The organism is Streptomyces sp. NPDC040589, assembly GCF_055594445.1.
The window spans coordinates 110275-123690 of sequence record NZ_JBVIWP010000008.1; the positions used below are offsets into that span (position 1 = coordinate 110275).

At 64.9% G+C, this 13416-nt stretch carries 11 protein-coding genes; 7 read left to right on the forward strand and 4 right to left on the reverse strand.

Translation table 11 applies throughout. From position 1 onward, the window contains the following. Positions 1-207: 207 nt before the first annotated feature. Together ACZ58V_RS30535 and ACZ58V_RS30540 are read right to left on the reverse strand one after the other, a co-directional pair. A complete protein-coding gene (locus ACZ58V_RS30535) occupies positions 208-711 on the reverse strand; it encodes a hypothetical protein (protein WP_471293987.1) in 504 nt (167 codons plus the stop codon). Positions 712-1412: 701 nt separating this feature from the next. Next, on the reverse strand, positions 1413-1730 hold the full coding sequence (locus ACZ58V_RS30540; RefSeq protein WP_471293989.1) for a DUF7660 family protein: 318 nt from the start codon (positions 1728-1730) through the stop codon (positions 1413-1415). Between the two features lie 748 nt (positions 1731-2478). On the opposite strand from ACZ58V_RS30540, the gene ACZ58V_RS30545 reads away from it, so the two are divergent. Further along, entirely contained in the window at positions 2479-2889 is a 411-nt protein-coding gene (locus ACZ58V_RS30545; RefSeq protein ID WP_468194530.1) for a VOC family protein, read from the forward strand. 372 nt (positions 2890-3261) lie between these two features. Here the strand turns inward: ACZ58V_RS30545 and ACZ58V_RS30550 are convergent, their stop codons facing one another. Then, entirely contained in the window at positions 3262-3804 is a 543-nt protein-coding gene (locus ACZ58V_RS30550) for a flavoprotein (RefSeq protein WP_471293992.1), read from the reverse strand. Continuing rightward, the gene (locus ACZ58V_RS30555) at positions 3801-5015 is read right to left on the reverse strand and encodes a helix-turn-helix domain-containing protein (RefSeq protein ID WP_468194536.1); all 1215 of its coding nucleotides are present in this window, start codon (positions 5013-5015) and stop codon (positions 3801-3803) included. The genes ACZ58V_RS30550 and ACZ58V_RS30555 overlap by 4 nt, the downstream gene beginning before the upstream one ends. Positions 5016-5122: 107 nt before the next feature. Here ACZ58V_RS30555 and ACZ58V_RS30560 point away from each other — a divergent pair, with 107 nt between their 5' ends. The 6 genes from ACZ58V_RS30560 (at position 5123) to ACZ58V_RS30585 (ending at position 13394) form a co-directional block, all read left to right on the forward strand. Further along, positions 5123-5704, forward strand: coding sequence for a hypothetical protein (locus tag ACZ58V_RS30560; protein ID WP_468194538.1), 582 nt, complete (start codon positions 5123-5125; stop codon positions 5702-5704). Between the two features lie 275 nt (positions 5705-5979). Next, complete coding sequence (tgmA, locus tag ACZ58V_RS30565) at positions 5980-6291, forward strand: putative ATP-grasp-modified RiPP (RefSeq protein ID WP_471293994.1); 312 nt, start codon at positions 5980-5982, stop codon at positions 6289-6291. Next, a complete protein-coding gene (gene tgmB, locus ACZ58V_RS30570) occupies positions 6288-7238 on the forward strand; it encodes an ATP-grasp ribosomal peptide maturase (RefSeq protein ID WP_471293996.1) in 951 nt (316 codons plus the stop codon). Before tgmA ends, tgmB begins: the two co-directional genes overlap by 4 nt. After that, on the forward strand, positions 7238-8362 hold the full coding sequence (gene tgmC / locus ACZ58V_RS30575) for an ATP-grasp peptide maturase system methyltransferase (protein ID WP_471293998.1): 1125 nt from the start codon (positions 7238-7240) through the stop codon (positions 8360-8362). The genes tgmB and tgmC overlap by 1 nt, the downstream gene beginning before the upstream one ends. 319 nt (positions 8363-8681) lie before the next feature. Further along, on the forward strand, positions 8682-9146 hold the full coding sequence (locus ACZ58V_RS30580; protein ID WP_243380671.1) for a GNAT family N-acetyltransferase: 465 nt from the start codon (positions 8682-8684) through the stop codon (positions 9144-9146). Between the two features lie 816 nt (positions 9147-9962). Beyond that, positions 9963-13394 (forward strand): NB-ARC domain-containing protein, encoded by a 3432-nt coding sequence (locus ACZ58V_RS30585; protein WP_471294300.1) that lies wholly within the window; start codon positions 9963-9965, stop codon positions 13392-13394. Positions 13395-13416: the final 22 nt, after the last annotated feature.

The following is a 13416-nucleotide window of genomic DNA, read 5'->3' on the forward strand; positions in this document are numbered from 1 at the left end:
TCAGCTTGGGAAGCTAAGGCCCTTGCGGCTTGCTCCGGGGCTGACCTGCGGCGGAGGAGTGTCGGTGCCTGGTGGGCGGCCGATTGGCTCCCCGGTGTTCCCCGTGGTTCACCGTACGATCTGGCACAGTTCTTCTGGCACAGGGATTCACGTGCGAGACCAACGGGGTTGGTCTCGCGACCTGCTGCAAACCTCGTCGAGGACGACCTAGCAGGATCCGTTTGTAGAGACTCCTTCAATCGCGATAGGCGCAGCGGAGTCCAGCTCGATCGTGTCCCCTTCGTCTTCGCTGCCCCCTGCGACGCTGGGGCGATCGACAGGAAGCACGATCAGCAAGGTGTGTGGCCGAGGCAGCCGGCCGGTATCCATTGGCGGGTCGTAGTGCCCGACATCGATGACGCGCACCAGTGTCTCAGGGATGCCGACGAGGCATGTGTCGTGCGGCTTCAGGGTTCGTGGGTCCTGTTCCGTTCGGAAGAGTGACCACTCCCAGCCGTCGGGTTCGACAGGAAGGGCGAATCGGCCGTTCCAGCCGTACTGCGAGTCAGGATCGGCTTCTCCCCATGGCCACTCGATCGACACATAGAACCTCGATACCTCAGTAACCCGCGCCGGGGTCGGCGTACACGACACCCGGAGTATGTTGCCCACCTGATAGTTCGAGTTACTGCCCTGCGTCACTTGCTGCCCCTCACCCGTGGTGACCGGCATCGAACGTTACCGGCGGGCCTGGGCTTCTTGTTGCCCTGGGTCTTGCCGGGGATCTTGGTGAGCTGGGTTTTTGCTGCTCAGGAGCGGTGGGCTCGTGCGCCTGGTGGTCGTCGTTGGTCGTCATTGGCCACTGTCGAGCGGCCTCGGACGGCCCAGGGACGGCCCAGCCAGCACCGTTATGGGCGTCGGCTTACCGCGTTACGCAGCGCCTCGAACCAACCCATGAAGAGCCACCTCAGCCACCAGAACCAGCCTCTCCGCCGGCCCTGTGGCTGCGGTTCCTGACGCGCCGGCGTGCGCGGAAGTCGGGGAGGAGCAGAGACACGTGGGCTTCGGCTTCGTCGACCTCCACCACCGTGCAGATGGCAGTAGCCGTCCATCCGGCCGGGTTTCCGCACGCTCGTCCCTGCCGTGTCACCCCAGCGCAACGCCCCCTGAAGCGAGTCTGGCAGAGCCTGTGCATGCAGGGTGCGACTGTGGGGCAACTGCTTGCGAGAGCTACTGAGTCTCACCCAGGAGCCATAGCTTGGGAAGCTGCGGTCATTTGGGGCTGGCTTGGGTGCTGACCTGGGCGAGTGGTGGATGTTTGGTCCCGCTGGGCTCTGTGCTTTCGCCGTGGTTCCCCGGTGTTCCCCGCCCCATCTGGTGCGCTTGTGGTGCGGTGCCGAGGATCGATCTGGTGCAGCGCAGGGCGTGGACGCCTACTCGTAGACGATTGCGGCACTCAGGGCACGAGCGAAGAGAGTCCAGTCGCCGTTGGGGGGCATTTCCTGGTCGGAGTTCCTGTACCAACCGGGGGAGGCCCTGATCCAGGCAGCCAGCGCATCCAAGAAGCGGTCCAAGGTGGCGTTCTCCCACTGCTCGCCCCCTTCACGAAGTCGTCCCGGAGCTGGGCGATGAAGGCCACCAGATCCTCCCTGCTCGTGACTTCGTCCTCGAGACGGCCGGGCGGGAGCTGCAGCATGGCGCCACTCTAGCCATCGCCTGAGGATCTTCGCCGACGATGCTGCTACGGGCACGCATAGGGCACGCCCTCATGAAGGGCGGAATCTGCAACCGCGTCCGGTTGAGACGCTCTAGCCTCTCAGGATGGTGGATCAGGGTCGGATAGTTCGATGCGCGAGATGTGCGGCCGAGTGGAAGGTCTGGGGGCCCGGTCTGCGCTTCTGTCGGCAATGTGGGCTGATGCTCGGGGCGGGAGAACGTGACCGTCCGCCGCTTCCGGGAAGGAGGCCGCAGGACTGGTGGGGTGCGGCAATCCTGATCCTGATCGTAGTGGTGATCGTTGTGCTCGTTGGGGATAAGGCGTAAGGCGGGAGCGCTGGTTCGCCCGAGCGACACATCTTCGGAGCTTCCATCCTGTCCGCCTGCGACCCACACACCGTGGAGCGGGCGTGCTTCAGGGGCGCCAAGGTCGAGCGCGCCACGTACGAACGACTTGACGCCCCCTGGGTGATGATCAACGGCGTCGTGTACATCGCGGGTGTCAGAAGACCCCAGGACCATTGGCCCGGGGGTCTTCTGGCTGGTAGGGCTAACAGGGTTTGAACCTGTGGCCTCATCCTTATCAGGTCGATCATGTGGGGTCATGCACGTCGGCCAACTCGCTCTGGGCCTCGATGGATCGTCCGTCGGTGTTCGGCGCTGACCGCTGCCGTTCGCCCCTGTTGATGTCGGCCGTTGATGTCAGCGATGAGGGGCGCACTTGACAAACCCAACGCAGAGCCTGTCTCGAAGTCGGGTGTGAGCTTGTGCCAAGATCGCGGGATGCTGCGACTCACCGATTTCATTATCGACTGCCCGGACACGATGAAGCTGGCGGCTTTCTACTCCGAGGTGACGGGCCGTCCGATCAAGGAAGGCAGCTCCGAGAACTGGGCTGGCATCCAGTTCGGCGAGATCGAGCTGGCATTCATCCGGGTGGACGACTACCGCGCTCCGCAGTGGCCCGACAGCGAGCACCCCAAGCAGTTCCACCTCGACTTCGAAGTGGACGAGATCGAGTCCGAGCAGCGCCGCGTCCTCGACCTCGGCGCGACGCTGAGGCAGGACTTCATCGGCCCCAACGGCTACGGCTGGCAGGTCTACACCGACCCGATCGGCCACCCCTTCTGCCTGTGCCGCAACAAGGGCGTCATCTGGACCGACCAGGGCCCGATCTGGCCCAAGCGCGACTAATTAGCCGCCCACATTTCCTCACCCACCACTCTCCCCAGCTCCCATCCCGTCCGCCGTCGACCCACACACCGTGGAGCGGGCGTGGCTCATGGCGTCCAGGTGGAGCGCGCCACTGTACGAACGACCTGGACGCCATGGAAGTTGTAACTCAGTCGGGCTGCTGGGGCCTGTCCGGTCCCGGTAGATGCTTGACACTTCGGTCCCGGCTGATGGTTGACAGTGGCCGTGGTCGTCCATCGGATGGGGTATGGGCATGAGGTACAGAGGCCGTACGGGCTTCCGTGACGGGGAGAACTCCGCCGTCAGTTCCCTTAAGAGCTCTTTCCCACTCTCGCCTTCGGGCGGGAGGGGGCGTTTCGTCACGTCCGCTGTTCAGCGATCGCCGGTCTGTCGCCGAACGCCAGCGAGCGCCTTCCCCCATGGAAACGCCTGGGGATTCCCCCGCTTCGGAGGGTGCGACTGGTATCCGTCCGCGCCATCGAGGAACAGAATGCCCTGCTCGCGCAGGACAGCAATCGACCGTGCCACCGCTGGCTGCGCGCCCTGAGCCTGGTTGAAGTAGGGCATCGCTACGACTGGCACGCCCATGTGCACCGCTTCCGACGGGATACCGATGGCGACAGTGTCCGAGATGCCGGCCCCCCACTTGTTCAACGTGGTGCACGACATCGGCGCTACCAGCATTGCGTCGGCCTTCGGTAGGGCGTCCTTCTCCCACGGCAGCTTGTACCGCGACCGAACCGGGTGCCCGGTCAGCTCGACGAGTTCCTCCACGCGCGGCTCCCACCAGGTCGCTGCGGACGGGGTGAGGATCAGGCATACGTCCCAGCCGTCGTCCTGCGCGGCGCGGACGCCGTCGTCAATGTGCTGGGTCGGGCCAGCGGCGCAGGCGATGAGGTAGAGCACTTGGGTCATGCCCGCAGTCCACAATGCTCGGCGAGCGTGCGCAAGGCCGGTCCGGGGTCCCGGGTAACGCGAACGACGTCCTTGACGAGGTTCACCGTCTCCGGGCGTCCGCGCACCTCCTCGGGCGCCAACTCGTCGGCCTGGAGCAGGGCTGCTGCGGCGGCGCCCTTGCGTCGGGTCAGCAGCGAGGCGCGCGCGATGGCGACCCGGTGCCCGGCCTGCCGCTCCCGGGTCATCCCCGCGAGCGCTTCGGGCCTCGCATCCTCTGCGGCTTCGAGCGCGGACCATCCGTCCGCGAAGCGGAGCAGCACGTCCATCCGGTGCAAGGTGACGTTCGTCGGCCCGAACTGGGTGTAGTCCTCGTCCAGGTCGGCGCCCTGCCGCGCGGCTACGTCCCCGGCCTCGGCCACATACCCGCCCGCCGCTGCGACGCGCCCGGGGGTCCGCTCCTGCGAGGACTCGGCGAGTGCGGCGGACAGGTACAGCATTCCGAGGGTGGACAGGCCGAGCGCCCCGCGGTCGGTGAGCCCGTCGGCCAGGCGCCGCGCGGCTGCTGTCGCGAACTCGACCGCCGCAGCCGGACGCTGCTGGTAGACGAGGCTCTTCGCGACCCGCCGGGCAGCCGCGCCCATCTGCACCGGATCACCGGACCGCTCGGCGGCGACCAGCGCCCGGTCAGCGGCGAGCGCCGCCGGGATCGCCGTCGCCGCACCGTACTTATGCAGGTACGAGGTGACGAGCTGGTACACGCGGGAAAGCAGCGCGTGCGCCTCACCCTGCTCGCCGACCGGCGCCGTGTGCACCGCCCGCCCGGCATCCCCGATCAGTGCGGGCAGGTCCCGGGAGAGCGCAGCGTAGTGGCAGGCCTGGAAGGCCACGCAGCAATAGTCGAGGCGGCGTTGCAGAACATGGCGCGGGGGCACGTCGTCGTCGCGGTCGGGGCCGTACAGGGCGTCGATGACGCGGAGGACGTCAGCGGGCGGGGTGCTGTCTGCGGGCTGCTGGGGCGCAGTGTCGGTCAAGAGCTGCTCCAGGGGGACGCGGAGGATCTCGGTCGCGCGCACCAGTACCGAAAGCCGCGGGTCCTGTTGGCGCTTGCCGCCTTCGATGTCCTGCACCCAGCGCTTCGTCTGGCCCATGAGGTGACCGAAGTCCGACTGGGTGTAGCCGCGCTCGGCTCGCCAGTAGGCAATGCGCCGGCCGATGCCTGAAGTGTCCATCCCAGTGCCCCCGTACAAGGCACGCACTTTGCGTGCCCAGCTCTGTTGTACCGCGCCCTACCGTCCCATGTGTGAGGCGGACCACATGCGACAGGGGAGACGCGAGCATGAACAGCGATCACAGCCATCTGGCCTTACGACCGATCGAGGCTGCGCCCGGTGTGCTCATTCACCCCACCGCTGACCGGCGGTTGGCCTCGGAGCACTGGCTGCTGGCAACCCTTCCGGCACCGAGCCGTGACCGCGCCCGGCTGGAATGGGACCAGCACCAGGTGACGCTGCTGCCGCTGGGCACCCTGTTCTCCGCTGTGCGGATCCCCGGCCGCCTCCTCGTCGCCCTGACTGGCATCACCGAGGCCCCCAAGCTGGACCAGTTCCTGCGCGAGACCCTCGACGGCGGCCCGGTCATCTGCGATCCGCGCTTCCGCCGGTACTACGCCCTGGTCCCCGCGAGAATGCCCAGAACCTGGCACCAGGCGCTCGACGACTGGCGGGCCATGGACGTTGACTGCCTGGGCTGCGGCAGCTACCTCGGCGTGCCGAGGGTGGACGCCGTGCAATGGACTCGTCCCCGCGCCACCTACTGGTCGGCGCCCATGGACTTGCCCTCGGCGCTGTGCTCGCCCGTCGAGGTCGCCCGCTTGATCGCCGCCGGACCGCACTGCATGCCCGCGGAGCCGGAGGCATGAGCGGCCGCGAGTATCCGTCGTCCGTCGACGCCCCCTGGGCAGCCGCGTTCGAGCGCTTGGCGGACCACTGCATGACGTGCCCGACGTGCACGGCCACTGATGACCAGGCCGCGAACCTTCGGCTGACGTGCCCGGAAGCCGTACGGCTGAGCAGGGAATGCCGGGACGCGCGCCGTGGCGCCTGACCCAAGGAGAGTCCCGCCCCGGCCCCAACCCAGGACAGGTCGAGCGCCGGGGCTGGCTCGTCAAGCAACCGAAGAAGAGAGGAAGAACTCTTGTTTACTCACTCCGATCGGCTCCCGACCGGGACGCCTCTGCCGTCCGGCGCGGCCACACCGTCACCTTGGGGTGTGCGGCGCATGGCTCCGTATCCGGCGATGGCGTCGGGCTACGCCCGCGTCGAGCTCGACCGAACCACCCAGACGGCTCGCTACTTCGACGCCGACGGCCATGTGCTGGAGATGGGGAAGCACGGCACCAGCAGTGGCACGAATCCGGCGACCAACACCGGTAACCCGTCAGACGGCTCCGGCGGCGGTGGCAGCGGCGGCGGTGACCAGGACACCGGGAACGACACCGACCAGTGAGCGATCTCGGTCCGGTGCTGGTCGTCACCAATCTGGACGACCCCACGGCCGACGTGGTGATCGGTGAGCTGCACGACCGGGGTGTCCCGGTCGTGCGGTTCGACTCGGGGGACTTCCCTCACGCCCTGTCGGTCACGGCCACGATCACGTCGAACGGCGTGGAAGGAACGCTGTCCACGCCGTCACGGATCGCCGACCTGACACAGGTCCGTTCCCTGTACTACCGCCGGCCTTCAGGCTTCACCTTCCCGCACCCGGACGAGCAGGACGCCCGGTTCGCGGTCGCTCAGGCCCGCTACGGCCTGGGGGGAGTCCTCGCGTCGCTTCCCGGCTGCCTGTACGTCAACCACCCGCACCGCATTGGGGACGCCGAGTTCAAACCGTCCGGCCTGGCCGCCGCTGCGGCTGCGGGGTTCCATCTCCCGCCGACGGTCATCACCTCGGACCCGGATGCCGCGCGATCGTTCATCAAGCAGCACGCACCCGTGATCTACAAGCCTCTGTCGGCGCCGCTGTACCGCATCGACGGGGTTTCCTGCACCGTGGAGGTCGCCGAGGTGGCGGCCGATGACATCGATGAGGCCGTCTCCGGCACCGCGCACCTGTTCCAGCAGCGGATCGAGAAGACCGCGGACGTACGCGTGACTGTCATCGGTGACCAGGTGTTCCCTGTCCGCATCGACTCGGACCTGTTGGACTGGCGCACCGACTACAGCCGTCTGCGCTACACCGTGGTCAGCCCACCGCCCGGCATCGTCGACACCCTGCACGCATACCTGGCCCGCTTCGGCCTCGTCTTCGGCGCTTTCGACTTCGCCATCGACCGTGAGGGGCAATGGTGGTTCCTGGAGTGCAACCCGTCCGGGCAGTGGTACTGGCTGGAACCGGAGACCGGCTTGCCGATGCTCGCGGCCATGGCCGACCTGCTGGAAAGGAAGATGCGCTGATGACCCTCGTGGACTCCGCAGCCCATCGCCGTGCGCTGGCGGGTCGACTCGCCGATGGCGGCTTCCTGCGTACCTCGCCGTGGCGCGCGGCTGTCGAAACCGTGCCCCGCCATGAGTTCCTGCGCGGCGGCTTCTTCGATCTGGTCAAAGGCTCCGCACCGACCGCCTGGCGGCCAGTCTTGCCCGGCACCGCCGGCTGGCTCGAGCGCTGCTATGCGGATGAGTCTCTGGTCACTCAGATCGCCGGGACCGTCGTGCCGGGCGACATCCGCGGTGAGATCATGCGCACCCCCACGTCGTCCAGCACCATGCCGAGCCTGGTCGTGCGGATGCTGGAGGAGCTCCAAGTCGACGACGGCAACCGGGTGCTTGAGATCGGCACCGGCACCGGTTACTCGACCGGGCTGCTGTGCCACCGACTCGGAGAAGACTTGGTGACGTCGGTGGAGGTGGACGCGGAGGTGTCCAGCAGGGCGAATGCTGCCCTGGGTTCCTGCGGTTACTTCCCCGAGTTGGTTGTCGGTGACGGCCTCGCCGGGCACAAGGACGGGGCCCCGTACGACCGGCTGGTCGCCACCTGCGGGGTGCTGGAGGTGCCGCACGCCTGGATCGAGCAGACCGCACCGGGCGGAGTCGTCCTGGCCACCCTGTGCGGGTGGCTGTATGCCTCGGAGTTGGCCCGGCTTACTGTCGGCGAAGACGGGGTGGCCCACGGCCAACTGCTCGGGGGGCAGATCTCCTTCATGCTCGCCCGGCCGCAGCTGCCGCCCTCGCTCGGCATGCTCCCCGACCTCGACGACGGCAAGGAACGCGAGACCGTCACCGGGGCCGACGTGCTGAACAACTGGAGCGCACGCTTCGTCACACAGCTCGCCGTACCGGGCGCCCAACGGCTGACGATGCAGCGGGACGGGCGCACCGAGAACGTCCTGGTCGACGTCGACTCCGGTTCGTGGGCCGCGGTGTACGAGGACGGCGGTCGGTGGCTCGTCCGGCAAGGCGGGCCGGAGGGGCTGTGGGACCGCGTGGAAGAACAGCTCGGCCGCTGGTACGCCGCCGGCGCACCGGAGCTGGAAGAGTTCACCGTCACCGTTACCCCGGAAGGCCAGACCATTCGCTGGTAGCCGAAGCGAGGGGAGCCGTCGACCGCCCGCGTTGATGTCAGAAGCGCATGTCAAAGGCCCCGGACCATGATCGGTCCGGGGCCTTTGCGCTGGTGCCCCGGCAGGATTCGAACCTGCGACACCCGCTTTAGGAGTTCGATCGGAGGCCAGTCCTGGTGCCGTAGGCCGTTGTCGCGACGACCGTTTCGGCGTGCGTAGGTCCACGCTTGTCCGGAGACGTTGATGTCAGGCTTGGATGTCAGGGGTCGTCACGACGGCTGTCGGTGCTGCCTTCCAAAAATTGCGATAGATCAGTAGGGGTCCGAGATACCCTCCCGCGATGACCTCACCTGACCAGCTCCTCGTGGCCCCCAGTTTCGCCCTGCCGGACCCGCCTGCCACTGACCGCTTCCGCCTGGAGCCCCTCGGCCCTCAACACAATGTTGCCGACCACGCCGCCTGGACCTCCAGCATCGCCCACATCCGGGCCAATCCCGACTTCGCCGGCCGCTCCTGGCCGCCGCCAGAGGGCATGACCCTGGAGGCCAACCTCGACGACCTGCGTCAGCACGCGGAGGACTTCGACCGGCGCGTCGGCTTCACCTACACCGTCCTGTCGGTCCCGGGGGATGAAGTCATCGGCTGTGTCTACGTATACGGCTCACGTCAGGAGCCTGGTGTGACGGACGTCCGCTCCTGGGTCCGGGCGGACCATGCTTCGCTCGATGCCGAGGTCTATCTCGTCGTCAGCGACTGGCTGGCCCGCGACTGGCCCTTCGAGCGCGTCGCGTACGCGCCTCGCTGAGCCACGCGATTCGTGCCGCGCGGGACTTGAACCCCGGACCTCTTCGTCCCGAAGCAACTTGTTCAGCGACTCTGCCTTGAGCCGATGCGCCCCTCACCTGCACTGACGGTCCGCAGACGTTCGCGCTCATCCGCCGTTGTCCGCTGGCGTTGTCACGCAGTTAAACACTCACCGCTCAACAGCCAGCCACGCACAGGGCCGTTGTCAGTGCAGACCCTTAGGGTCTCAAGCGCGCGGTCGGCTTCCGGGGGTTCCAGTTCTGTAGGGAATGGTTGCATCCCCGGCCTGTCTGGGGGCGGCCCGGAGAATCGTTCGGGACCTAGCCGACGGTCGGGCTTCGTCGATGGCCAGCGGATGACCTGCCAGAGCCGACCGCGCACCGCCACCTTTCGCGGGCCTTCTGATCCGTAGGATCGGGCAGGGCGCCTGACGCGATGTCGATAGCCCATGTTTTCGATCGCCCAAGCTGGTGATCAAGAGCGAGCGTGTGTCGTCGTTGCCGTCATGACTGCCGTCAAAACACGAGATACAGCGCCCTCGCCAAGTGTCCGGGCCTCAGCTGGCGCTGCCATGTTGTCGCCCACTCTTCGGCGACGAGTTGGCCAAACCAGGTGCACTCGCGCCGCGTGGGACGCAGGATCATCTGCTATGAGCAACAGGGCGCGTTGGGTTCTGGCGATCGTCATCGCATTGGGAGTGGCTGCCATCGCATGGCTGCTCCTTGTGACAGTCAGTGACGGATGGGGAAAAGCCGACCCCATCGCAAGCGTCTTCGGTGGAGTGGTTGGCGTTACCGCCTTCGTCGTCTCCCTCGTCATGCCTAGAACTGGCCCAAAGGAAGCCACGGTCTTACAACCGAAGGCTCCTGCGCTAGATTCCTGGGTCGTTCACCGAGATGAACTAGAGCGGGCAGTCGCAGCCGTGTGTCAGCGCGGAAACAGCTCAGCGGTCGCCCTAACGACAGCACTGAAGGGCGCTGGTGGATTCGGGAAGACGACTCTTGCAAAGCTGGTCTGCGCGCACCCTGGTGCACAGAAAGCCTTCGGGGAACACATTTACTTTGTGACCGTGGGTCGGGATGTTCGCGGTCGGGCGGCAATAGCCGCCAAAGTAGCTGCCGTAACGCAGGCCGTAACCGGCGAGCCAGTAGATCCCGGACCAGAGGCTGACCCTGCACAAATGGGTGAACATCTTGGCCGATTGCTGACTCGTCGCCCTCGTACGCTGCTAGTAATTGACGACGTTTGGGAATTCGAACAGCTCAGCCCTTTCTTGCGGGGGGCCGAGGATCGTTGCGTCCGGTTGGTAACGACACGCAATCCTGACGCATTGCCGCCTCACGCAGAGCAGATCACCGTTGACCGGATGTCCGAAGAACAGTCTCGCTCAGTATTGTGCCATGGCCTAGATCATCCAATTCCCGACCCCGCCTTGGATGCGCTACTAAAGGTCACCGGCCGATGGGCGCTACTGTTGCGCATGGTTAATCAATATATTGCAACACTAGCAGCAACCGGAATCGATTGCGGAGAAGCTGCGCAGCAAATCCATAAACGGCTTCAAACTTTTGGTCCCGCTGGAGCCGACCATGACGACACCTTGAACCTAGACGATCCTGAGCGTCGAAATCGGGCAGTGCGAGCAAGTATCCAGGCCTCAATCACCTTGTTGCCCTCAGCGGACGAGCGCTTTGTCGAACTAGGCATATTTGCCGAAGACGAGAAGATTCCAATGCGCCTCCTAGCGGTTTTATGGAAAGCAACCGCTGGAATGGATGAGGCGAAAACTCGCCACCTAGTCAAGCAAATGTCCGATCTTTCCCTCATCTCCATTGATACCGCCACCGATGGCGGGGCTATTGAGCTTCACGATGTAATTCGCGACTATCAGCGTGCCGAGCTCGGAGATCGCTTGGCGACACTGAATGCCACCTTCCTGGAAGCAGTCGCTAGCGCTATACCGAACCGAGAATGGTGGCAAATAACGGATTCCTATCTAAATGATCACCTGATAGAGCACTTCCTAGACGCCGGGCGTCAAGGAGAGGCGGAGGAACTGGCTGGCGACCTGCGGTGGGTACGCTGCCGCATGAACCGGCAGGGGCCCACCGCTCCTATCCGTGATTTAGCATCTGTCGACACACCCTCAGCTCGTGTGCTCGCCGCGGACTTGACCCGTGCTGGGCACCTGCTTTCTCACGCCGACCCTCCAAATCTCCGCGATGCTGTACTAAGGAGTCGGCTGCACTCACTTCCTCATTGGAATACTCAAGTAGATCACCTCCCTCTATCTCCACCTGTCCTCATTGATAAGTGGCCACCTCCTGATCTTCCATACCGAGCACTTCGTCGCACTCTGGCCGGCCACACCCAGCCGGTTACCTCTGTGGCTATCAGCCCAGACGGCACTTGGGTTGCGTCAGCCAGCGCGGACGGCACAACCCGCGCTTGGGATGCAACCACTGGGGAAGAGCGGCTAGCTATCACCGGGCACGATGCATCGGTGACCTCGGTGGCTATCAGCCCAGACGGCACCTGGCTCGCCACAACCAGTACCGACCACACAGCCCGCATCTGGCATGCCGTCGACGGAACCCTCCGCCACACTCTGACCGGACACACGGCGAGTGTGAGTTCAATTGCCATAAGCCCAGACGGCACCTGGCTCGCCACAACCAGTAGCGACCACACAGCCCGCATCTGGGATGCCGTCGACGGAACCCTCCGCCACACTCTGACCGGACACACCTCTCATGTGAGTTCGGTAGCTATTAGCCCAGACGGCACCTGGCTCGCCACAGCAGGCGGCGATACCACAACCAGGATTTGGGATGCGGGAACAGGGCAAGAGCGTTCTGTCTTGCAAGGGCATTCCATCTCGGTCCTTGAAGTAGCGATCAGCTCAGACGGCACCTGGATCGCTACTGCAGGGGGGGATGGAAAAGTGCTCATTCGGGACGCCGTTAACGGAGGGGTGAGAAGCGTCCTGCGCCACGGAAGGGGGGCGGCCTGGTCGGTACTCATCAGCCCTGACAGGACTCGACTCTTCACTTGTTCCGATAACGGCTCGATTCGCATCTACGACATGTCGTCCGCCACAGAGCTGCATATACTCAGAGGCCACACCGACACCTGTTTGCAAGCATCGATAAGTCCTTGCGGTACTTGGCTCGCCACGGCCAGCCACGACACTACCGTCCGCATCTGGGATTTGACAGCGCTACAACAAATCGAAGCTACGAGTGGCCACTCCGACAGATTGTGGTCGATGGGCGTCAGCCCCGATGGCTCGTGGCTCGCTACAGCCAGCCTAGACGAAACGGTCCGTGTTTGGAATTCTGAGACTGGTCAAGAACTCCACGTCCTAGACCTACCGGATTCTGTTTGGCATTTGGCTATTAGTCCAGACTCTACCTGGCTCGCCTCTGCGGGCAGCGACTGTACCGTGCACATCTGGGATTCGACCACTGGCCGAGAGCGCCGAGCCTTGGTTGGCCATACGGATACGGTCTGGTCCGTAGCGATTAGCCCAGACGGTACCTGGCTCGCTACCTGCGCAGAAGATGGCACCGTGCGGGTTTGGGATCCCACTAATGGAACTGAACAGCATACTTTGACAGGCGTTACCGGTTCCCTCGGCCAGGTAGTGATTTCCCCCGACGGCCAATGTGTTATTGCGTGTGAGGACGAGAAGGTTCTCATCTGGGACGCTGGCACGGGCAGGCGCCTTCACACTTTGACCGGTCACACTCGACTAGTGCAGCAAATCAGTATCAGCTCAGACGGGAGTTGGCTCGCAACTACCAGCTTGGACCAAACGGCTCGAATCTGGAATGCATGTAACGGGCGTGTGCTACAAGTTCTTGAGGGACACACGGGCGCGGTTTATTCCGTGTCGATCAGCCCTGACGGAAAATGGCTCGCGACTGGCAGCGACGACACGACTGTGCGCATCTGGGAAGCGACAACTGGGGTAGAATTGCACAGACTCACCGGGCATGCTGGCGCCGTAACTGCTGTGGCTATTAGCCCGTGCGGCGCTTGGATTGCGACTACTGGCGAGGACAAGACAGTCCGCGTATGGGACCCAACCACCGGAGTGGCGCTTGCGATGACCCGTATCGATGCCAGCGCACACATCATCGCTTGGAGCCCGACTCAACCTGTCCTCTTCATTGCGGGAGAAATGGGACCGTATGGTTACGAGTTCCGCTCCGCCGACAGCAGGTCAGGGGAGGGTCAGCACTGACCGCGCGCTCCGACACAAGACG